Raw genomic sequence first — 22,374 nt, 5'->3', positions numbered from 1 at the left:
ACTACTCACACCGTGTTGTTTCCAGGAAGGAATGCGTGAGCAGATCTTCTGCACAGGGTTGGGCGTCGCGGTTCGTGACCTTCATCGCGCTGCTGACGATGATTGCTGGCTGTGGTCATTCGGGTACCGTTGCCAAACCGCCATCGTTGACCTTCGACAGTGTTCCGGCCACCGAAGCCCAAGTCTCCGCAGCGGTGAAGGACGCGGAAACGGCGAAGGGTCTGCCGTCCTGGATCACGCCCGAGCAGCTCGTCAAGTCAGCAGAAGACGACAGCGGTTTGTGGGCCCTTCCCGACTGCAACTCGGACTACGAAGTCAGTTCCCTCCCGGATATCAAACCGTGCACACTGGGCGCAGTGTCAGGTGCGCACACGATGGTGGTGCTCGGCGACTCGAATGCGTCGATGTGGGCACCTGGGCTGGACTTCGTCGGTCGGCGGACCGGATGGCGAATCATCTTGCTGGCCAAGGACAATTGCGGTCCCGCGACCATGACGTACTACCAGTGGCAGCTCAAACGGGACCTGACGGAGTGCAATGCCTGGCAGCAGTGGCGGATGGATCAGGTCAGGTCGTTGAAGCCCGACGTGGTGCTGCTGGCGGGCTGGTACGACGGCGACAAGGGGATCGCCGGCCCCGACCGGACGCTCACGCCGGATATGTGGCGCGACGCCCTGGTGGACACCATCCACCAGGTGCCGCCTGGTATCAGAACGGTCCTACTCGGGAACATTCCGCACATCACCAAACCGGCCGGGGAATGCCTGGCGCAGAATTCGGGCGACATTTCGCGTTGCGCCGAGAAAGCCGACGACGTCGTTCCGGCCTATGCGAACAATGCCCTCAAAGACGCGGCAGCTGCCGCCGGTGCGCTGTACGTGGACGTAACCCGTTGGTTCTGTGCGCAGACGTGCCCGGTGGTGATCGCGGGTGTCGTCGCGTACTCCGGCATCTACCACACGACGCATGACTATGCCCGCTATCTATCGGGTGTGCTCCAGGTAGCGCTCAAACCCGCGATGGCGTGACCACCGAGCCGTCGTAGGGGTCAGAAGACGGTGAGCGGCAGGCCGACACGGGCTTGTTCGACGAGCACCACCGTGAGGATGGCGACGACGAAAGCCGGGAAGATACACAGCGACAGAAACGGACGCGTCGACAGATAGCGCGATTTCCACACGAGCTTCTCGATCGACGCGTAGCTGATTGACGCCAGTAGCACTGCGGCCCCGATCAACCCGAGGCGTGTGAGTGCAGACAATGGCGTGGTCGCATATTGCTCGGCAATCGTGAATACCGGCCAGTGAATCAAGTAGAGGCTGTATGACAGCGAACCGATCCACTGAAAACAACGGCTGCGCAGCAGGGCTGTCACACCGCGAGGTCCGAGTGAAGGGCCGGAGGCGATTATCAGAGCGGTCCCAACTGCAGGTAGCGCGACGAGCGCGCCCGGGAAGTGCGTACCTGGGTGGAATTGAGTTGTTGCCCAACCGATTAACCCAACCCCTAGCCAGCCCCAGGCGCAGGCCAGTTCACTCCTCATCCGGCTCCGCACCCACGGGACGACCAAAAACGTCAGGCAACCGACACCGAGCTCACCTGCCCGCGTAGCGCTGGAGAAAAAAGCAGCTGTCCCGTTGGTAGAGGTCAGATGGATCGACCACGCGTATGAACCGGCGATGACTGCTGTCGTTGCGGCGCCGAGCGTCACGGCGAAGCGATGCTTTCCAAATCGGGCCGCCACGAGGCACAGTGCAGGGAAAAGGATGTAGAACTGCTCCTCGACAGCGAGCGACCAGTAATTCTGAAGTGGGGACGGCGGCGTTCTGGCGAGCGCATAGTCGGTACCGACGGAGATGAAGTGGTAATTCGTCGTGAAGAAGGCGACCGACACCGCGTCTCTGCCGGTCGCGAAACCTCGAATGAAACCGAGAATGCCGTAAGTGGCGAGAACCGTGAGCACCGTGACGACGCCGGCAGCCGGCAGGATGCGTCGCGCGCGTCGTGCGTAGAAGCGCGCCAACAGCATCCCTGCGCTGGAGCTTCTTTCGCGCACCAGCACACCGGTGATGACGTAGCCCGAGATCACGAAGAAGATGTCGACACCGATGAATCCGCCGGTGAAGCCAGGGACGTGGGCATGACTCAGGACAACCAGGGCCACGGCCACCGCGCGCAGCCCGTGGATGTCTTTGCGGAATGTGGGAGCGACCGACCTCGGACCGCGATCGTCGGTCGAGCTCGCCACCGGCTCCATGATGGGAGGCCCGGCGGTGGCCGTCGGCTCAACGCTGTGGCTTTCTCGTGGTGCCACAAGCCCTCCCATCGTGGCCCGCAGCCCGGTGAAATGTCATATCAATTGCACGAGGCGGCGATAGAAACCATGCTGTCACGCTACGATCGCGCATGTATCCGAATTTGCTGGAGAGTGTCGGGGTGAGCCGGTGACAGTGATACCGATTCTGCTTTATCACTCGATCTCCGATGCCCCGGAGCCGTGGATCGCGCCCTATTCGGTGTCGCCGGCGACGTTCGCGCGGCACTTGAACCTTGTCGTGGAAAGTGGGCGCACGGCGTTGACGGTGTCTGAGCTGGGCGCTGCGCTGGCGGGACGGGCCCCGCTGCCGCCAAGCCCGGTGGTGATCACCTTCGATGACGGTTTCGCCGACTTTGTGGGTGCGGCGGAGATGATGGCGGAGCACCGGTTATCCAGCACGTTGTATGTCACGACGGGCGCCTTGCGAGGAAGCCCTCGCCCCCCGAAGATGGCACTGCCGCCCGCACCGATGTTGGACTGGGCACAGCTTGATCACGTGACGAAGCTGGACGTGGAAATCGGTGCGCACACCCATACCCACCGTCAGCTGGACACCATGCGCGCGGCTGACGTGGCCCAGGAGATCCGGCAGTCGAAGGACTTACTCGAGCAAGCCTGCGGCAGGTCGATACCGAGCTTTGCTTATCCGCACGGCTTTCAGAGTGGACAGACCCGCAGGTTGATTGCCGCAGCCGGCCATACGTCGGCTTGCGCGGTGATGAACGCGTTCAGTTCGGACAGCGACGACATTTTTGCGCTCGCCAGGTTGACAGTCGGGTCGACGACCACCCCTGAACTAATGGCGGGTTGGCTGTCCGGCGCCGGTGCGCGAATCGCTCCCTACCGTGAGATGTTTCGAACGACTCTATGGCGGTGGGCCAGACGAATCGGTGGACCGATTGCGGACGGCGCGGTCCTTGGCAAGCGTTCACTACGCGCTGACCGAGGGCGGTGATCGCGTGACACCCGTCGTTTCGGCGCTGGAGCCCGCCATGAAAGCCCGTGTTGCGCCGACCTGGGAATCTGCGAAGTGGGTTGGGGCGCTGGATCTTCCGGCGACCTTTGCGTCGTTCGTCAAGCTCGTCGACGCGAATGGATACGGCACCGCGCGGCTACTCGTGCGGAAAGACCGTCGGCCGGTCGCCTTCGTGGAGGTCGACGTCGCCGACAGTCAGATCAACGGTGCCGCGCTTGATGGGTTGGTGTCGAGATGGAACTCGGAGCGGCCCCCGGCCCAATCCTCCGAGTCGCCGGACCGCCTTCCATTCATCTCCGTGGTGATCTGTACGCGCAATCGAGCAGACCTCCTACGAGAAGCTCTTGCGTCAGTCCTGCTGTGCGACTATGCGAGCTTCGAGGTCATCGTGGTCGACAACGCGTCGGATGACGATTCGACGGTGCAATATGTCGCGGGCCTGGCCGATCCGCGCGTACGGATCATCACTGAGCCCATCCCGGGCCTATCCGGTGCGCGGAATGCCGGAATCAGCGCTGCCCGTGGGGAATTGATCGCCTTCACGGACGACGACGTCGTCGTCGACAGGATGTGGCTGCAGTGGTTCAGCACGGTGATGCGATCTGAGCCTGAGATCGGCTGTGTGACCGGATTGGTTCCCAGCGGGGAGTTGCGCACACCTACCCAGTGGCTTTTCGAGAAGCAGGTGCACTGGTCGAATTTGACGAGGGAACGATTCCACATCTCCAACCCGCCCCAGGGCAATCGACTCTTTCCGTTTCAGGTCGGGGTGTATGGCGCCGGTGCGAACTTCGCGATGCCGCGGTCAGTGTTGCTCGAGCTAGGCGGATTCGATGAGGGTCTGGGGATCGGATCGCCGGCTGGTGGCGGTGAGGACATCGACATGTTCGTTCGCGTATTGCTCGGTGGTCGCCCGCTGATCTACGAGCCGGCCGCGATCGCGTGGCACCGCCACCGATCCGACCTGCCTGCACTCGCGGCCCAGGCGCATGGATACGGACTTGGACTGGGTGCCTGGCTCACCAAGGTGGCCTGCGATCGAACCTTGCGGCCGATGGCACTGAAAAGGTTGTGGGATGCGGCATTACACGTGCGCGGGATGATGAGTGCCCCGGAAGCCGAAGGCGTGGTGCAGCCTGCTGGGCTGCAGCGCACGCAGTTCGTCGGATTGGTGCGCGGGCCGTTGGCGTATGCGCGATCGCGCCGCCAGCACCGTCGTGCGCGTCCGCTGGACAGTCGACGCGTCGGACCTTGCGACAGTCCTGGATGAAGGGTGTTCGAGTGCACGGCGACGGGCAGATAACGGCGATACAGCGGGCTGGACAAGCACTCCAGCAGATTCCTGCCGCGCATAGTGCGGCAGTGCTGGGGCTACAGCTCGCCGGGCGGGCACGACGACCCGCTCAGTTGGCTCGATACCTTCGAGCTGTGCCGCCGGACAAGCGGAAATTGTCACTCGGTGCCGGCGCGATGACGCTTCCGGGGTGGCTGTGCACAGACTTGGTGCCGGTGAAACCGTCGGTCATGTACCTCGATGCTGCGAAACCCTGGCCGATTCCCACGGCGTCATTTCGATATGTGCTGTGCGAGCACATGTTTGAGCAAGTGGGCTATGACGTCGGCCTGCAGGTGCTCAAAGAGGTGCGGCGCGTTCTGCAACCCGGGGGAGTACTGCGGCTGTCGACGCCCGACTTGAATGTCATTCGTCTGCTGCCAGATTCGAAGGATCCTGACGTGCGGGAATATGTTCGCTGGAGTAACCGCACCTTCGGATCACCTGCTGAACGTGACGAGATCGACAGCCCCGTCCACGCGTTGAACAGGGTGATGCGGGCGTGGGGGCACACCTACATCTACGACGAAGACACCCTCCGGCGTGCGCTGCATCTCTCAGGTTTCGATCACGCTGTGCGATGCGGGCCAGGTGAATCCGAGTACTCGGAGTTGCGGGGCACCGATCGGCATGCCGTGCTCGTGGGCGACATCCCCAACCGGGTCGAGTCGCTGATCCTCGAAGCCGTCGTCTGAGTTGTTGGCCGTGCGCGGTCAGCCCAGGCGCGCGTGCAAATCCCACCAGCCGCGGTATCCGGCGCGACTGGATGGATGGCGCAGGTGCCAGGCAATGTTCGACGCCAGCGCGTAGGGACGTGTCAGCCGATTGCTCGTCCAGCCGCCCCCGTAGCCACACAGGTTGTGGTGCAGGCGTATTGCCCTTGCTCGCAACAGAGTTGGCCAGATCGTTGACCATCGTTCCGGCATCTCTTCCCCGAAGTAACCACTCTGGACGAACGTTAGTGGTGTGTCTACATATCGACCCTCGCGGGCGGGGAAGGCTGGCCGCCGGAACGGATGCCCGTTTTGGTTGACGTACGCGAACTTTCGGTATCCCAGATTCCACAGCTCGGCCAGCTCGTCGAAGATCTTCGGCAGCGGGGCGTCCAAGCTGGACACGGCGGACTCGACCGAGATGAAGTCAGGTCGTTCGTCGAATGCGCGGAGTGCTCGAATGCAGAGCATGTCCATGCCCTCGATATCGACTTTGAGATAGCGGGGACAACCAACCTCGGCGAGGACCTCTTCAAAGCGAAGGGCCTGCACTTCGACCGTGTTGTAGCGCGTTCCGCTCAGGGCCTGATTCCGCGTGACGAATTCGGGTGATAGTGATGACCAGTCGGTCGCTTGATCCGACACCGCCATCTGAACTGTGCCCGATTGTTCGGCGATCGCTGCTTCGATGAGCCGGAGGCGGCCGTCGGCTATCTCGTCGGCGAATTGCTCGCGGGCTCGCTCGACCAACGCGGGGTTGGCTTCGACCGCCACGCAACGAAAGCCCTTGTCGAGGTAGAAGCGCGCGTCTTCGCCGCGATGAAACCCCACGTCAATTACCAAGTCGTCGTGTTTCATGGCCCCCACGCAGAGCTAGTCGTCAGGTCATTCAGGGTACTCGCCGAACGTCGCCAGTGATCCGGAAAGCTGTATTTGTGCACTGACATCACGCGCCGCAGCAAATTCAATGATAGAGCTTGATCCAGTCGACGATCATCTGTTTGGGCAGTATCCCGGGCGCGAGTGCACCGGCCCAGTCGCCGCCGACCGCCAGATTCAGGACGGCGAAGAATGGTCCGTCGTACACCCATTTCCAGCCCTGCCGGAGGTGATCGGCACTGAACGCAGCGACCTGGCTGTCATCGATTCCCATGATCACGCGCCGTGATTTCTTGTACATCCAGTACGTGTGGAACTCGTCGACGAGGTTGGCGGATACCTTTGTCGACTGCAGCTGGACGTCGCCGTCAGGTCCCGCTTGCCGGGCATCGCTGGGCGGACCGTGGATGGTGAAATAGGCTGTCGAGCCATCGTTGACGAATTCCACGATGTCGATCTCCCCGCAAGCCGGCCATCCGGCAGTGCGCAGAGAACTCCCGAGCATCCAGAATGCCGGGTGAAGTCCTTGTCCCGCCGGAATTTTGATGCGTGCCGCGATCAATCCGTCCGTCAGTTGCACCTTGCCTTCGGTGTTCACGCGCGCAGAGGTGACGTGCCCGTCCGTGGTGGTCGCCTCCAGGACCAGATGCCCCTCGCCATCCTGGCGGATGTTGGCGGGGTCGGTCGTATATGCCTGTGTCTCCTTGCCATTGGCCCAGCGATTGCCGATGTCGATGTTCCACATGCGCGAATCGGGGGGCGCGTCCACCGCGCCTTTGAAGTCATCTTCAGCAGAGAGCGTGAGCGTCGGCAGCAGTCCGGACAAGGTTGTGCTGTTGATCGGATTACTCGTCACCGGATCACTCGGCGTCGGGTCGGCCAGGCACGATGAGGTCAGTAGGGTGACCGCGGCGAGCGTCGCGTAGCGCATCGCCCGGAGCTTGCGCCGGATGTCAGTGTCCGACGACGGCATCGTAGATCCCAAGCGATACGAACAGCACGACCAGCAACGCCATCATGAGAAGCGATGCTGTCGCGCTTCGCGAATATCGGTCACCCATTACGCACTCCCATCATCTCCGCGGTGGCATGTACTTGAATGCCAAGGTGTCTTCGTCGTCGATGACTCGGACCCAGTTAGGACGCTGGGACAGCTGTTCGACGAGACTTTCCAGTGCGCCAGGGGGGAACAGCCCAATGTAGGCGTTGTAGGCCCAGACCTGTTCGGGTAGGACGATGTAGAGCGACCCATTTGCGGGAACCGCTTCGAGGTTGTCGATTGCCTCCGGCGTCGGTAGCCCTTTGAGCAATGATGTCCGCAGGTCGTCCAGCGGATTGTCGTAGTTACCTTGTGCCAGTGCGAACTTCACGTAGTCCGCGCTGCTGCGCTCGGGCCAGCCCGCGGGTGGTGCCATGACCGTGATGGTGGTGCCAGCGTGGTTCTGGGCGAGCAGATTGCGGCTCTGCTCCAATTGGTGGCGGGTGACCGTGATGTACGTCCAGCTGCCGTAATAGCCTTGCATCCCGGCTGCTCCCGCGAGCACCACCACCAGCCAGGCCACGATCAGCCCACCCAGGCGTTGCGGCGGCCGAAAATCCAGTGCCTTGGTGATGAACGGTGCAACCAAGACGCACGATCCCAACAACGAGTAGAGGAACACGCGAAGAATCGCCTCGCCGCCGTAGTTGAGTGCCAAGATCAAAACGAGCGGCGAAAACGCCACCAGGGCCAGTTCCCAGGGCGGACGGCCGCGGCGCCAGATCAGTACAAAGCAGACGGCGGCCGCCACCCAGATCGACAGCGACAGACCCTGCTCGATGATCACGCTGAAGACGCGGCCGTCTGAACCACGGCCCTGCCCAACGGCTTTGGTGTTGTTGAATGGGTTGAAGCTCGCCAGGCCGCCATTCTTGAGGATGACGTGCCGCCGGGGTATCAGATATGCCGCCAAGATCGCGATGTAAACAATCGCCAGCCAGCGGGGCCGCAGTTGCTTGAGGGCGGCCAATGCGGCAGTCACCGCCACCACCCAGACCGGCGTGAGTTGGTGGGTGGGCACCAGCACCGCGAAGATCGGTACCGTGATATAGCCGGCCGCGGGCGCAGTTCTGGAACAGGATAGGAGGGTGAGAATCGAAGCGGCCAGGACGATGGCGGTGGCTTGCGGCGAGTAGTAGTCCTGCCCAACCCAATTGACCAGCAGCGCGAGCATTCCGGCGACCAACGCGGAGCGCAACGTGGCGTTGAAACTCAACGACAGCGCTGTCACCACCACGATGAGCAGTGCGTCGCTGACGATTCCGAACCAGTGCGCGGTGACGACCAACTCCGACTTGGTGATCGAACTGAACCACGCCATCCCGGTGAAGAACCCCGGCCACTGGTTGTATACGTCTACACCCGTTGGTGGGAGTCCATGGTTCTTGACGATGTAGTCGACAATCCCGATGTGCTTGTACGTCCACGTGTAGATCGGCACCTCGGTGATCATCGGAACGGTCACCCGATCCACGATGAGCGCGACGAGAATGGCTACGGCTGCCATGAGTTCGCGGTGCACCACGATCGCGACGACAAAGCCGGTGATGGTGAGGAGGAGGGCAAGGAGCAGCAGCACTCCACTCTGGGAAAAGAGCAATCCCCACTGTCCTGCGGTCACTCGCCGTAGTCCCGGCAGCGCAAGTGCCCAAATGCATAGCGCGACAACCAATATCGTGGGAACGACATACACACCGGTGATCCCACCCTGGCGCGGCGGCCGCGCAGAATCGCCCAGCCCGAAGTTCACATCTTGAGCCTCAACGGTTTTCGATGGCGCCTGGATGTCGCTGTCTTTTCTCAGGTGCCACAAGCGCAGCAACCCGGCCGCGGCGACCAAGAGCGAGATCACCACACACGAAGGGGTCGGCGCCCAGAACCTCAGCCAGGCCATCGAGGTTGCCAGTGCGATGACGCCGGCAATGCTGAGCCCTATCACGCCGGCGATGGCGGCCGGTGCCGGCAGATCCAGCCAACACAACGCCGCGCTTCCTATGCCCGCCACCGAGAAGACGACGAGAAGCACAGCTTGAAACACCGGAGCGGTCGGTATCGACGACAGAGCTCCCGAGGCGCCGGCAAGCACCGCCAACTGCGCGAGCATTTGGGGCCGCCCAGCCGAATCTTGAATCGAGCGGTGCCGGCCTGTCGCCGGCCGCGACAACGGCCGGCGTATCTGGGCCGATTCCGGGCTAACGGGAAGCCCCCTCTTCACCCTCGAGGCAAGGACTGTCGGGATTGGAGAACTTATCGGCTCGGACGCAACGCTTCTCGCGGCTCGGCTGCGGGGAAAAGCCTGCCGGCCACTTCGTCGCACTGTCGTAGTAGATGTCGTAGAGCATTGCGGCGTCGAGGTTCGTCGCACCGGTGAGATCAGCGCCGGCGAGGTCGGCGCGGCTGAGGTTCACCTTCCCGCGGACGACGAAACCGACGTCGGGCGCACCCTCCTGCGCAATCCACGTGCCGTTCGCGTCGCTGAAATCAATGCCCGTCAGCACCGCATTGCTCAGGTTCGCCCCTGAAAGTTTCGCCCCGGCCAGGTTCGCGCCGCATAATCGCGCCCCATGCAGATCGGCGTTGGTCAGGTCGGTGTTGATCAAGCTGGCTTCACTGAGATCGCCGTCGACGAGGATTGCCTCGATCAGAGAAGCGCCCGCCAGGTCGGAATTGGGGGTGAGCACCACGCCGACGAGACGACCGCCATCCATGTTGGCTCTCGCGAAGTTGGTGTTCGGGAGTTGAAGGAACGCCAGGTTCTGGCCCGACAGGTTGATGCTTTCGAATGATTGCCGGACCGCCGCGCTGGGATGGCGCGACGGCGGACACGTCCCACCGGCACCGGTCGCGCCGCCCGTCTGCGCGGCGGCGAATTGCCGCTGCGAGTTGGCGTAGTCGCGGACGAACCGCAAGTTCTCGAGTACCTGGGCCTGGTTCAGGTCGGCATCGTGCCGCAGGCTTTCTCGATCGGCCCGACGATTGTCTGCGATCGTCATCGCGCCGACGACCGCAACCACAATCAGTAGTGCTGTGGTCACAGCCGGGACCCACCACGGCGGATCGGGCTTCTTGAAGAAGTGCCACATCCGTGGAAACGGATTGGATTTCGTCACGGGTAGCCCCATCTCATGTGTCGTTCTTCAAGGGAGGAACCACAGGCCGTCCTCTGTTCAGAATTCCGATGGCGCCGATCACGCCGGTCGCAGCGGAAGCGATGCTCAAGCCCACGGCGGCGCCTACCGCACCCCACCGCGCGGTGCACAAGACGATGAGCGGTATCGCAAGCGCCGTGCCGAGAGCATTGGCGGCCAAGATCGCTCCGGTGCAGCTGATCGCTCGCATGACCGACGTCCAGATGACAAACGCGACGCGCGCCACGGAGCCGACGGCAAGTATGACCAGGACAGATATGACGGGCAGGTTCTCATATTGGGACCCGAGGATCGCTACGACTGCGGGACCGGCCACCACCAGCCCGAGGCCTGCGATGATCACGATGGCCTGGGTGATGAGCCATGCCTGGCGTCCGCGTTCCCACAACCGCTCGGGCGATGCGGACAGGCCTACGGTCAACGCCGCTCCAACGCCACTGGAGACCAACTCGAGCGACAGTGAGAACGAGAGCGTCAAGGCGACGACCGCTCCCTGAGTTGCTCCGGCTATCCAGGTGGTGAGGAACGGCAATATCAAGAACACGCCGTTCGCCATCGCACTGCCGGCCCCGTCACGCAGAGAGAAGATCGCGAGATCTCTTCTGGTCGGGCCACCGGTAGGTGTAGCCGGTGGCGCCGAGGGGCTTGCCGCGAGAAGCCGGGGAATCACAACGAAAATTGCGATGGCGCCAACAATGGCCGAAGAAGCGATGGTCGCTACGACTGCTGGATGCGATACGTGGGACGCCAGGAGGACAACCAGCGCGATTTTGGCGAGGCTCGCTCCCAGGTTCTGGCCGAGCAGCTTAGGCGTTCCGCTGAGTCCGAGGAGCGCCGAATCCTTCAACATGTACGCGGCGGTTGCCACAGAGCCGACTGTCGTCCAGCAGACAGCGCTGATTACTTCCAGATGCAGCGTCGCGGCAGCGACGATGCCCGTCGCCGCGCCGATGGCTGTCGAAAGCAGGCAGACGATGAAGTAGCCGTCGGCCAATCGCCTTTCACGGTCGCAGCCGCGTACGGGGAGAAGCGCGATGAAGGAGTTTCCGGTGCCGGTCGCGGCGACGATCCCCGCGGTCGATATCAACGAAATTATGGCTGTATCGACGCCGAGTCGCTGTGGCGACATCACTCTGGCGGCAATCGACCAGAAGATGATTCCGGTGGCGGCGGTAATGATCCAGGTGGTGACCAAAGCTGCGGAATGCACTGCGAGGTGCGTATCCAGGAGACGGCGGACGACGTCGCGGAATTGCACACGCAGGTTTGTCATCAATTACAACTCACCCGTAAAGCGGCTGGCCGGAGGACGGTTACGGCCGTCGCTTCCGACTGCCGTCCGCACCCCGCGGCGCCGCGCCGTGTGAAGGTGGTGGAAGTTTGCTGTGTTCATCCGACCCCGTTATCGCGTCGCGGCTGACCTTACCACCGCGCGGGTCTGTCCGAGGGGGTGAATGGCAGCCTTCCGGGAAAGAGATGCGGGCGCGTCTACACCTGTTGAAATATTTGCCAGTTCTGCCCACTGACGAGGTCTTGTAGCTACTATGTGATCTGAAACAGTAGCCAAGTTGCTGAGATGACCATGCGTCGCCATCGATCCGCACAGGCAGGGCGCCGGTCGCGGGTATGTGCGATGAAAGCCGACGGGGGTCGTCGATGCCGAGTAGGAACGATGGTTTGCCAGGAAGTACAGCAACCACGCCTGACTGTGAGGTGTCGCTGTCCGCCATCGTCTGCGCGTACACCACCGAGAGAATTGCTCAGCTCGTGAAATGCGTTGACGCACTCCTGGATCAGCTGCATTCCTGCGACGAGGTCGTCGTGGTCATCGATCACAACACCGAGTTGTACGAATTCATGGCGGACCGATATGGCGACCGTGTGATCGCGAACTCGAGGGTGCAAGGACTGTCCGGTGCACGAAATAGTGGTATCGAGCGTGCCTGCCGCGATGTTCTGGCATTTGTCGATGACGACGCCGAGATTCAGCCCGGATGGGCCGACGGGCTGCGCGCCCACTACGGCGATCCCGCTGTCGCCGGCGTTGGAGGTTATGCCGAACCGGTGTGGCCCGGTGCCGGCCGGCCGCCGTGGTTCCCCGACGAATACGACTGGGTGGTCGGCTGCAGCCATCGTGGTCTGCCGGTCGCGGTCACCCCCGTCCGCAATTTCATCGGATGCAATATGTCCTTTCGCAATTCGGTGTTCGCGGAGGTTGGTGATTTCAACGTCGATGTCGGACGAGTCGGGTCGCGCCCGATCGGCTGCGAAGAAACCGAATTGTGTATCCGGCTCACCCAGGCGCGTCCGACTGCCCGGCTGTTGTTCGATCCCTCGATTGCCGTCCGGCACTCGGTGACGCCGGAGCGCGCACGACTGGGGTACTTCCTGGACCGCTGTTTCTCCGAGGGGCTGTCGAAGCATCGGGTCAGCGGCATGGTCGGGTCGTCGGATGCACTGAGCACCGAACGCCGGTACGTCACAAGTGTTTTGCCGCTGGCATTCTTCCGAGGGCTGCGCGATGCCCTGGTCGGGCATGGCAGTCGGCGCGCCGCATGCGCGCGCAGCGCGGCGGTACTGGTGGGCCTCGTCGTCACCACGGTCGGCTATGGCTACTCGATGTTGCGTTCGGCAGGGGAGAAGGCGTGGTGATGGGAGGTAACCACCTGCCGTTGCGGGCAGTCGCCACCACCGAACTTCCCTTGGCGCGCACCGAGATCGAGCTCAGTGACCCGCCGGCCGAGATCGCTCTGACGAACGCCACGCGGCCGGGCCAGGGCATCTACGCGCTGGTGCTCCTGCATGCGCAGCCCATCGGCACGCTGGTCCTCGACGGGGCCAAAGGTCTTGCCTGGCAGGCGCACTCAGCCGCGGTCTGGGCATCGCTGCGCGAGCAGATCAACGCGCATCTCGTGGCCGACGGCCTGCCGGGTGCGGACAGCATCGATGCGCTCCGCGCCGAACCGTCAGCCGAGCCGCGATGCCGCCGGGAACGTACCGCAGTCCTGACCGATCCACCGGCCATCACCGTCATCGTGGCTACGCGCGATCGGCCCGACACGCTGCGAGCGTGTCTGCGGACTTTGTTGGCCGTCGACTATCCGAAATTCGAAGTGCTGGTGGTCGATAACGATCCCAGCAGTGATGCCACGAAGATCGTCATCGCCGAGGAATTCGCCCACCGGGTCCGGTACATCCGGGAAGGCCGACGAGGTTTGTCGTGGGCGCACAACCGGGGGCTCGAGGAGACGGCGACCGACGTCGTCGCTTTCGCCGACGACGACGTCATCGTCGACCGGCATTGGCTGACCGCTATCGCCGAAGGATTCGCCGCGGGCGAGGACGTCGGGTGCGTCACCGGCCTGATTCTGCCGTCCGAACTCGAAACGCCTGCCCAGCTGAATCTGGAGTGGCATGGCGGATTTTCCAAAGGCTTCGCGCGCCGCACGTACGACATGAGCAACAACCGACCGGATGACCCGCTGTTCCCGTTCGCGGTCGGTCGTCTGGGTTCGGGAGCCAACATGGCCTTCGATACGAGTGTGCTTCGCCAGCTCGGCGGGTTCGACCCGGCGATCGGGATCGGAACGACCGCGAAAGGGGGCGATGACCTGGCCGCGTTCTTCCGCGTGGTCGTGCGCCACCAATTGGTCTATCAGCCTGCCGCGGTGGTCTGGCATCGGCATCCGCAAGAGATGTCGGCCTTGCGCCAGCAGGCTTTTCGGTATGGCGTCGGTTTCGGCGCGTACATGACCAGCTCCATCGTGCACGAGCCCAGGATGCTCGGGACTCTGCTGCGCCGGCTGCCCGCGGGTCTCGCTTTCGCTGCGTCCTCGGTGTCGACGCGAGATCGGCAACCGTCTGACGACTGGCCGGTTGAACTGGCCCGGTGGGAGAAGCTCGGCATGCTGTCCGGCCCGCTGGCCTACGGCCTGAGTCGCTGGCGATCCCGCCGAATCAATTCTCGAGAGGCGTCAAGGTGATCCGGTACGCGCTCGTGGCCACCGCAGCCAAAGGATTCTCGCTCACCCCACAGACCCGGACCGCCTACCGGAGGCTCGGCAATGCCGTCGAGACGATGCGCCGGATGCGGTCCGGCCTGCCAGAGCGCTATCTGGACCGTGCCGTCGCCCTGTCGAATCTCATCGCCGTGCACCACCCCGTTCTCGCGGGTGATCGCGTTCTCGAACTCGGTACCGGCTGGGTGCATTTCGAATCTGTGGTCATGAGGTTGCTGGCGGACGTTCGGCCCACGATGTTCGATGTGGACGACATGAGACTGTGGCCGGTCTTCCGCCGCTACCTGTCAGACCTGCGAATTGCTCTGCCCGAGTTGAATTTATCTGACGAACGTCGGCTGGCAGGGGCGGAGCTGATCGACGATCTGCTGGCGACCGACTCCTTCGACAGTGCCTACCAGGTGATGGGGGCCGAGTACTGCTTGCAGCGGGATGCCTCGCTGGCCCCACTCCAGTCGGAGTCGTACGGTCTCGTCGTCAGTGCCGACACCCTCGAGCATGTGGAACGGGGCGTGCTCCCGCAAGTCATCCGGGAGACCCACCGGCTGCTGCGGCCCGGCGGATATGCGATCCATCAGATCGACTTGGCCGATCACCTCTCGTATTTCGATCCGGCGATGCCGGCGAAGAACTATCTGCGCTACTCGCCCAGTACTTGGGAGCGGTGGTTCAACAGCACCGTTCAATATGTGAACCGGGTGCAGCGGCAGCAATGGGACGCCATCTTTACGGAGGCCGGCTTCGAGATCGTCGAATGCGGCATCATCAACGAACCGCTCCGCGGTATCACGGTGCACTCCGCGTACGGGTTGAGCTCGATCGATGCGGAGGCAACCCTCCTGCGATACGTGCTGCGCCGACCAGGCTCGCGGCACGATTAGCGTGGTGGGCCCGAGCGCTTCGCCTTCACGCTACGGTGGTGCCCATGGCCCGCACCCTGCTCCCGCTTGCGTTGGTGCTGGCGGTCGGAATCTCGGGCTGCGCGCAGTCGTCACCCGCTGCTGATGGGTTCGCCGGGGATCTGTCCAGGGCCGTGACCGTCGATGCGACGACCGGTCACCTGGCCAAGCTGCAGGCCATCGCCGACGCCAACGGCGGGAACCGGGCGTTCGGCACTCCGGGCTACGACGCGAGCGTGGACTACGTGGCGAATGCACTGCGCGCCAAAGGTTTCGAGGTCGCTACCCCGGATATGGAAGTCAAGGTGGCGTACAACAACACGCCCGAGCTGACCTTTGCCGGCAAGCGGGTACCGGCGCGGGCGCTGGAGTACTCGGTCGGCACTCCAGGACTCACCGCACCGCTGGTCCCGGTTCGTGGCGGGGCCGGATCAGGCTGCAACAGTGCCGATTACGACGGCCTGCCGATCAAGGGCGCGGTGGCGCTGGTGGACCGCGGCACGTGTCCGTTCGCGGTGAAGGAAGCGACCGCAGCGGTCCACGGTGCGGTGGCGCTGGTGGTGGCGGACAACAAGGACGACGTCGACGAGGCGGGGGTGCCCGTACGCGGCGGCACCCTCGGCGCCAAGGCGACGGTGAAGATTCCGGCGGTACTCATCCCGAAGGCAGACGGGGCGCGGCTGCGCTCCGCCCCGGGGCCGATCACCCTCAAGCTTGATGCCGGAGTGCGGATTGAGCGCACCCGCAACGTGATTGCGCAGACCAAGACCGGTTCCGTGCACGATGTCGTGATGGTCGGCGCGCATCTGGACAGCGTCAAGGAAGGGCCCGGCATCAACGACAACGGGTCCGGGGTGGCCGCGGTCCTGGAGACGGCGCTGCAGTTGGGCAGCGAGCCAAAGGTCGCGAACGCGGTGCGGTTCGCGTTCTGGGGCGCCGAAGAGGAGGGGACGATCGGCTCTGATCGATACATCGAATCCCTCGACGTCGAAGCGCTGAAAGACATTGCGCTGTATCTGAATTTCGACATGCTCGCCTCGGAGAACGCCGGCTACTTCAGCTATGACGGTGACCTGTCCGGCGCGCCGCTGGCCGACGACCTGGTGCCACGCATCCCCGAGGGCTCCGCGGGTATCGATCGCACGCTGACGAGATATCTGGCCGGCGCCGGGAAACGGCCTCAGGACTACCCCTTCAACGGGCGGTCGGATTACGACGCCTTCACCAAGGCCGGCATTCCGGCGGGTGGACTGGGCACCGGCGATGAGGAGAACATGAACGACGAGCAGGCCCGCCTCTGGGGCGGCATCGCCGGAAAACCTTTCGACCCCAACTATCACAAGAAGACGGACACTTTGGCGCACATCAACCGCACGGCAATGGACATCATGGGCCGGGGCGTGGCTTTCGGGGTTGGCAGGTACGCCCAGGATCTGGGCGGCCGCAACGGCGTTCCGGTCCGGGATGACCGGACCCGGCACGTGGTCTCCGCATCATGAGGCGGGCACTCGTCGCAGGTCTGCTGGCGGCAGCGTTGACGGCATGTGCGTCGCCCGCGCAGGCACCCGTCCCGCCTCCGCCCGCGCCGGACCCCGATCTCGGCCACTCATTGGCGGCCAAGGTGGGTGCCGACGGCATCTACTCGCACCTGAAGAAGTTCGCCGCCATCGCCGCGGACAACAAGGGCACCCGTGCCGACGGCACGCCCGGTTACCAGGCCAGCGTGGACTACGTGGCAAATCTCTTGCGGGACAAAGGTTTCGATGTCCAGACCCCGGAGTACGTGCGCGTGCTGCGAGGCGCCCCCGGCAATCCTGTGCTCGATGTCGGCGGTAGCAGGTGGTCGGTGGTGCAGGCCTCACTGCTGACGTCCACCGCGCCCGGTGGCCTGAGCGCGCCGACGCTGCACGCGGTCAAGCCGGCCGGATGCGCACCGGACGACTACGGCACCCTCAATCTGCGCGGAGCCATCGCGGTGGTCGACGACACCACTTGCTCGGTCGTCGACAAGCAGAACGCGGCGGTGGCCCGCGGAGCCGTCGCAGTGCTGGTGGTCAGTCCGCCCAATGCGAACGGCGCCCCGCGCGGGCTGTTCAGCCCCGGCTACTACGAGCACCTCAACACGCCGATGGGCATCATCGGCAAGGACGCCGATGCCGTCCTGCTGAAAACCAATGCCCCGGTCAAGCTCACCCTCGACGCCAAGAACACCGGCGTGAAGTCGCGAAACGTCCTGGCCCAGACCAAGACTGGTGATCAGCACAGCGTCGTGCTGGCGGGTGCGCACCTCGACAGCGCGCCGACGAGCGCGGGCATCAACGATGCCGCGACCGGAGTGTCCGCACTGCTGGAGACGGCCGCAGCGCTCGGCGGTTCGCCCAAGATCGAGAACGCGGTCCGGTTCACCTTCTGGGGTTCGGGGGCCGTGGGCCAGGAAGGCGCCACCAAGTACGTGCGCGGGCTGGCTGCCGAACCGCTGAATGACATTGCGCTGTATCTGGATTTCGACATCCTCGGCTCGCCCAACGCGGGGTTCTTCACCTTCGATGGGGACCAGTCCGGTCAGGCCAACGCCGAGATTCCGCTCGACGCGGTGCCCGCCGGGTCGGCCGGCGTCGAGCGCACATTGGCCGGATACCTCTACCTCGGCGGCAAACGGCCCGCGGACATGACGATGGATCTGGGCAGCGGCTACGGCCCGTTCCTCACCGCCGGGGTTCCCGTCGGCGGCATCTCGACGGGGACGTCGCAACGCAAGACGCCCCTGCAGGCCCGATTGTGGGGCGGGCAGGCGGGCGTCGCCTTCGATCCCGCGCACGGGCCGACGGGAGACACCGTCGAACAGCTGAACCGGGCCGCACTCGCCGTCACCGGGCCGGCGGTCGCGTTTGCGGTCGGCACCTACGCGCAGTCGCTGGCCGGACCCAACGGCGTGCCGCCGCGCGACCAGCGACACCGGCAACCAGGCAAGTAGCGAAGGTTCACCAACCCTTTTCGGCGGAAGTGTCCGACACATTCGGCGGGACGGGATTTGTCGGTGGCGGGCGTTACGGTTCGGTTTATGGGTTCGGCCAGCGACGCGGGCAAGGTGCGGTACACCTACCGGCTGCGCGTCGGTGGCACTGCGGAGCGGATGTTGCTGGCCGAATGGGACCGGTGCCGGTGGGTGTGGAATCAGTGCGTCGAGGCCTCTAACGCCGCGCACCGAGAAACGATCACGACTGGGGTGAAGACCGAATGTGGCCCGGCGCAGCTGGACAAGCGGTTGACCAGGTGGCGTGGCGAGCACGACTGGCTCTCGGAAGGCTCCAGCGTGGCTCAGCAGCAGACGATCCGCGATTTCGGCCAGGCCCGCGCAAAGGCTCTCAAGGACCGCAAAGACAAAGCACTCCCGCCGCCGCAGCGGCGGGGGATGCCGCGGTTCAAGGCTAAGCACCGAGCGTCGCCGAGCCTGAACTACACGTTGCGTGGATTCGGTGTCGGCGGAACCCTCCTCAAGCTCGCTGGTGGGATTGTGGTGCGGCCGGTCTGGTCACGTGAGCTGCCGTACGCTCCGTCGAGTGTCCGGATTTTCCGCGATGCGTTGGGTCGGTGGTGGTGCTCGTTCGTCGTTCCGCGGCCAGAACCACAACAGCTGCCGCCGACTGGTCGTTCGATCGGGATCGATTGGGGCGTCACGGATGTGGCGACCACGACCAGCGACGACCATGACCTGCCGCACCCGCAGTACGGCCGCGCCGGAGCAGCGAGACTGGCGCGGTATCAGCGGATGATGGCCCGCCGCAAACCCGCGAAAGGGCAGCCGGCGTCCGGCGGCTACAAGACCGCGAAAAAGGCTGCGGCCAAACAGCACGCTCACGTCGCGGCCCAGCGCGCCGATGCTGGCCGTAAATGGGCTAAGAGGATCGTCACCGATTTCGATCAGATTGCTGTCGAGGACTTCCGGCCAAAGTTTCTCGCGAAATCGACGATGGCGCGAAAGGCTGCTGACGGGGCGATCGCGGCCACCAAGCGCGCGTTGAACGAGCAAGCCGGCAAGCACTGTCGCCAGCTGGTTTTGGTCGACCCGAAACACACGACAACTGACTGCAGTATGTGCGGTGCGAGAACCAAACACCGCCTGCCGCTGTCGCAGCGCACCTACCGGTGCGAAACATGCGGACACCTCGCGCCCCGCGACAAGAACTCCGCGCACGTCATGCTCAACCGGGCTGGTTTCAACCCGGCTGGTGCTGATGGCTTAAGACCTGAGCGCTCACCGAGCGGGCAGGCAGCCTGAGCCAGAAATCCCGATCGTTCAGGATCGGGAGGATTCAAAGCGAGCTCATAACCAGAATCGCCCTTTCTGTGAGTCTGGTTGCCAGGTTGCCGAGTTAGTAATGGTGCCCATGAAAAGCACCCATCGTCGTTGGTCGGCGGCTGCCGGCGCCCTCACCGTCCTGGCCATGGGCGAGCTGACCGTCGCTTGCGGTTCGCAGGGCAACAACGCGCCGACCACCGTCACGGTCACCCCGTCGAGTTCCACGACCACCACGACGACGACGGCCAAGGAGCACCACGGCGGCGGTGGTGGCGGCGGTGGGAACGGCGGCGGGCAGCAGCAGGCCCCCGCGCCGGCTCCCGAGACGGTGACCAACACCGAGACCGCCACCCAAACGCAGACCGAGACTTCGACGTCGGTCCAGACCTCGACGGAGACGTCGACCTCGGTGCAGACGTCGACGCAGACCGTCACGCAGGAGCCGCAGCGGCGCGGCTACAACGGTGGCCAGCAGCAACAACAGTGGCAGCAGCCGCAGCAGGGGCACTGACCGCCGCGCGGCGTTAACTCCATCACTACTTGTATGCAACCTTGCATGCAAGTTGGTACGGTCGTCAGATGGCCATCGAGCAGACGCCCGCCAGCGAGCGCGCCTACCAGGACACCAAGACCAAGATCCTGGTCGGCGCGGTCAAAGGCGGGCAGCTGCTCAGCGAGGTCGAGGTGGCCGCGGAACTCGGCGTGAGCCGCACCCCGGTGCACGAGGCCTTCCTGCGGCTGGCTGCCGAGGACCTGCTCGACCTGCTGCCGCGCCGGGGCGCGGTCGTCGTGCCGATCCCGCCGCGGGAAGCCACCGACCTGCTCGAGATGCGCTTGGCGCTTGAGGGCAGCGCCGTGCGCCGGCTCTGCCGCTCCGAGGCCGCCGCGCAGTCCGCGGCCGCCGAACTCGCCCGGCTGATCGACCAGCAGCGCGGTGCCGCCGCCGACCTGGTGCGCTTCGCCGAGCTCGATGACGCCTTCCACCGGCACATCGTCGATGCCGCCGGCAACTGCATCGCGCAGCGGTTCTACGGCTCGCTGGGGGACCGGCAGCGCCGGATGATGGCCGACGCTGTGCAGGCCGACCGGACCCTCGTCGATCGGCTCATCGCCGAGCACGCCGAGCTGGCCCACGCCATCGGCGCCCGCGACGCGGCGGCGTTCGATGCCCGGCTGGTGGCGCACCTCGAATCGACGTACGAGGTGGTGCTGCGATGAGGCCGTGGCTCGCCGTCGCCGCCGGTGTGTTCTGCATCGGTTGGGGCGGAAACCAGTTCACCCCAATGCTGATCGAATATGTGCACCGCGCCGGATACTCCCGCGTCGATGTCGACGTCCTGCTGGGCGCCTACGTGCTGGGCCTGATCCCCGGGCTGCTGATCGCCGCGGCGATGTCGAATCGCTACGGCCGCCGCCCGTTGATGATTGCCGGGCTGATCAGTTCGGCTGTGGGCAGCCTGATCCTCGCGACCGGCGAATTAGGGGGATTCTCAGCACTTTTCGTCGGACGGTTGCTCTGTGGGCTGAGTGTCGGCGTCGCGATGGCCGTCGGCTCGACCTGGATCGCGGAGCTGTCCGCGCCGCCCTATGACACGGCCGCGGCCGGGGCCGGAGCGCGCCGGGCCTCGATCTGGCTGTCGCTGGGGCTGGCGATCGGGCCGTTGTGCTCGGGCCTGCTGGCGCAGTTCGCCCCGTTGCCGTTGACCCTGACCTACCTGGTGCAGGCCGCGCTGTGCGCACCGGCGCTCTGGCTGGTGCTGACCCGGACCGTGGAGACGCGGGGCGCTCGCGTCAGCGGAGACCTGTTGTCCCAGTTGCGGGTTCCGGCCGCGACGCACCGCCGCTTCGTCCGCGTGGTGGCCCCGATGGCGCCGTGGGTGTTCGGCTCTGCAGCCATCGCGTACGCCATCGTGCCGGCGTTGGTCGCTGATCGCCTGGGCTCCTGGGCACTGCTGTACACCGCGGGCCTGACGGTGCTGACCCTGGCCTGCGGCGTGCTGGTGCAGCCGATCGCCCGGCGCCTGGACGACCATTCCAGCGCCCGCGCCGTCGTGGTGTCCATGGTGCTGATGTCGGCGGGTGTGTTCGCCGCAGTCGCCACCGCCGTGACGCGCTCACCGGCCATCGCGGTGCTGGTGGCGATGCTGCTGGGCAGCGCCTACGGCATCGCCATCGTGTCCGGGCTGCTCGAGATTCAGCGCATCGCCAAACCTCACGAGCTGGCCGGGGTGTCCGGCGTGTACTACTCGCTGGCGTATGTCGGCTTCCTGCTGCCGGCGGTGCTGGCCGCGCTGGCCCACTACGTCAGCTACCCGGCGATGCTCACCGTGGTCGGCCTACTGGCCGCAGGGTGCACCGTGATCTGCGCAGCCGGCTGGTCCAAGCACCTGCCGGCTCGCGCCTAGACAGAGATTTGTGCACGATTTTCCGCGGTCACCACGGAAAATCGTGCACAAATCGCGGGCTTTAGCGGTTACGGGCGGCGTTAGCGGCCAGGTAGAGGACGTAGCCGAGCACGCCGACCGTCGCCACCTTGCGGGTCTGGGGCACGATCAGCCCGACGCCGAGCGCCGTCTCGATCGATCCGTTGACCTTGAGGTGCTTGTCGGTGTCCTGCGGGAACGCCGTCGCGGTGATCGACTGGAACAGCTCCGGCTTGACGAAGTGCGCCAGCCCGGCCAGGAGAAATCCGATCCCGGCCAGCAGGCCCTTCTTCCCCGGGGCACTTTCAGCGGCGTTGGTCACCTGTG

At 64.5% G+C, this 22,374-nt stretch carries 20 protein-coding genes; 13 read left to right on the top strand and 7 right to left on the bottom strand.

The window, feature by feature from the left end:
• Positions 1–35: 35 nt before the first annotated feature.
• On the top strand, positions 36–1,028 hold the full coding sequence (locus AC1U2B_RS17080; protein ID WP_480217664.1) for an SGNH hydrolase domain-containing protein: 993 nt from the start codon (positions 36–38) through the stop codon (positions 1,026–1,028).
• 20 nt (positions 1,029–1,048) lie between these two features.
• Here the strand turns inward: AC1U2B_RS17080 and AC1U2B_RS17075 are convergent, their stop codons facing one another.
• The gene (locus AC1U2B_RS17075) at positions 1,049–2,248 is read right to left on the bottom strand and encodes an acyltransferase family protein (protein ID WP_480217663.1); all 1,200 of its coding nucleotides are present in this window, start codon (positions 2,246–2,248) and stop codon (positions 1,049–1,051) included.
• Positions 2,249–2,444: 196 nt separating this feature from the next.
• Here AC1U2B_RS17075 and AC1U2B_RS17070 point away from each other — a divergent pair, with 196 nt between their 5' ends.
• The 3 genes from AC1U2B_RS17070 to AC1U2B_RS17060 are packed head-to-tail and all read left to right on the top strand — an operon-like array spanning position 2,445 to position 5,321.
• A complete protein-coding gene (locus AC1U2B_RS17070; RefSeq protein ID WP_480217662.1) occupies positions 2,445–3,272 on the top strand; it encodes a polysaccharide deacetylase family protein in 828 nt (275 codons plus the stop codon).
• A 4-nt stretch (positions 3,273–3,276) separates the two neighbouring features.
• Complete coding sequence (locus tag AC1U2B_RS17065) at positions 3,277–4,563, top strand: glycosyltransferase family 2 protein (protein WP_480217661.1); 1,287 nt, start codon at positions 3,277–3,279, stop codon at positions 4,561–4,563.
• 11 nt (positions 4,564–4,574) lie between these two features.
• Positions 4,575–5,321, top strand: coding sequence for a class I SAM-dependent methyltransferase (locus AC1U2B_RS17060; RefSeq protein ID WP_480217660.1), 747 nt, complete (start codon positions 4,575–4,577; stop codon positions 5,319–5,321).
• An 18-nt stretch (positions 5,322–5,339) separates the two neighbouring features.
• Here the strand turns inward: AC1U2B_RS17060 and AC1U2B_RS17055 are convergent, their stop codons facing one another.
• From AC1U2B_RS17055 to AC1U2B_RS17035, 5 genes are all read right to left on the bottom strand, one after another.
• Complete coding sequence (locus tag AC1U2B_RS17055) at positions 5,340–6,197, bottom strand: FkbM family methyltransferase (protein WP_480217659.1); 858 nt, start codon at positions 6,195–6,197, stop codon at positions 5,340–5,342.
• A 106-nt stretch (positions 6,198–6,303) separates the two neighbouring features.
• Positions 6,304–7,149, bottom strand: a complete 846-nt coding sequence (locus tag AC1U2B_RS17050) for a glycoside hydrolase family 16 protein (RefSeq protein ID WP_480217658.1) — start codon at positions 7,147–7,149, stop codon at positions 6,304–6,306.
• 142 nt (positions 7,150–7,291) lie between these two features.
• Positions 7,292–9,361: a hypothetical protein gene (locus AC1U2B_RS17045; RefSeq protein ID WP_480217657.1), complete on the bottom strand. Its 2,070-nt coding sequence runs from the start codon at positions 9,359–9,361 to the stop codon at positions 7,292–7,294.
• Positions 9,362–9,449: 88 nt separating this feature from the next.
• Positions 9,450–10,271: a pentapeptide repeat-containing protein gene (locus AC1U2B_RS17040; RefSeq protein ID WP_480217656.1), complete on the bottom strand. Its 822-nt coding sequence runs from the start codon at positions 10,269–10,271 to the stop codon at positions 9,450–9,452.
• A 109-nt stretch (positions 10,272–10,380) separates the two neighbouring features.
• Complete coding sequence (locus AC1U2B_RS17035) at positions 10,381–11,679, bottom strand: lipopolysaccharide biosynthesis protein (RefSeq protein ID WP_480217655.1); 1,299 nt, start codon at positions 11,677–11,679, stop codon at positions 10,381–10,383.
• Positions 11,680–12,083: 404 nt separating this feature from the next.
• On the opposite strand from AC1U2B_RS17035, the gene AC1U2B_RS17030 reads away from it, so the two are divergent.
• The 9 genes from AC1U2B_RS17030 to AC1U2B_RS16990 all read left to right on the top strand — a co-directional run bounded on the left by AC1U2B_RS17030 (position 12,084) and on the right by AC1U2B_RS16990 (position 22,029).
• The gene (locus tag AC1U2B_RS17030) at positions 12,084–13,058 is read left to right on the top strand and encodes a glycosyltransferase family 2 protein (RefSeq protein ID WP_480217654.1); all 975 of its coding nucleotides are present in this window, start codon (positions 12,084–12,086) and stop codon (positions 13,056–13,058) included.
• Positions 13,058–14,389 (top strand): glycosyltransferase family 2 protein, encoded by a 1,332-nt coding sequence (locus AC1U2B_RS17025; RefSeq protein ID WP_480217762.1) that lies wholly within the window; start codon positions 13,058–13,060, stop codon positions 14,387–14,389. Before AC1U2B_RS17030 ends, AC1U2B_RS17025 begins: the two co-directional genes overlap by 1 nt.
• Positions 14,386–15,306, top strand: a complete 921-nt coding sequence (locus AC1U2B_RS17020; RefSeq protein WP_480217653.1) for a methyltransferase domain-containing protein — start codon at positions 14,386–14,388, stop codon at positions 15,304–15,306. The genes AC1U2B_RS17025 and AC1U2B_RS17020 overlap by 4 nt, the downstream gene beginning before the upstream one ends.
• Before the next feature lie 44 nt (positions 15,307–15,350).
• Complete coding sequence (locus AC1U2B_RS17015) at positions 15,351–16,823, top strand: M28 family peptidase (protein ID WP_480217652.1); 1,473 nt, start codon at positions 15,351–15,353, stop codon at positions 16,821–16,823.
• Complete coding sequence (locus tag AC1U2B_RS17010) at positions 16,820–18,298, top strand: M28 family peptidase (protein ID WP_480217651.1); 1,479 nt, start codon at positions 16,820–16,822, stop codon at positions 18,296–18,298. The genes AC1U2B_RS17015 and AC1U2B_RS17010 overlap by 4 nt, the downstream gene beginning before the upstream one ends.
• Before the next feature lie 87 nt (positions 18,299–18,385).
• Positions 18,386–19,603: an RNA-guided endonuclease InsQ/TnpB family protein gene (locus tag AC1U2B_RS17005; RefSeq protein WP_480217650.1), complete on the top strand. Its 1,218-nt coding sequence runs from the start codon at positions 18,386–18,388 to the stop codon at positions 19,601–19,603.
• A gap of 109 nt (positions 19,604–19,712) precedes the next feature.
• Entirely contained in the window at positions 19,713–20,135 is a 423-nt protein-coding gene (locus AC1U2B_RS17000; RefSeq protein ID WP_480217649.1) for a hypothetical protein, read from the top strand.
• A 68-nt stretch (positions 20,136–20,203) separates the two neighbouring features.
• Entirely contained in the window at positions 20,204–20,842 is a 639-nt protein-coding gene (locus tag AC1U2B_RS16995; protein WP_480217648.1) for a GntR family transcriptional regulator, read from the top strand.
• The gene (locus AC1U2B_RS16990; RefSeq protein ID WP_480217647.1) at positions 20,839–22,029 is read left to right on the top strand and encodes an MFS transporter; all 1,191 of its coding nucleotides are present in this window, start codon (positions 20,839–20,841) and stop codon (positions 22,027–22,029) included. Before AC1U2B_RS16995 ends, AC1U2B_RS16990 begins: the two co-directional genes overlap by 4 nt.
• Before the next feature lie 61 nt (positions 22,030–22,090).
• On the opposite strand, the gene AC1U2B_RS16985 is transcribed toward AC1U2B_RS16990, so the two are convergent.
• A complete protein-coding gene (locus AC1U2B_RS16985) occupies positions 22,091–22,369 on the bottom strand; it encodes a DoxX-related protein (RefSeq protein WP_480217646.1) in 279 nt (92 codons plus the stop codon).
• Positions 22,370–22,374: the final 5 nt, after the last annotated feature.

Source organism: Mycolicibacterium sp. P4_G11 (genome assembly GCF_056555145.1).
The sequence above is the reverse complement of the archived record's forward strand: the minus strand, read 5'-3'. Positions and strand labels throughout refer to the sequence as shown.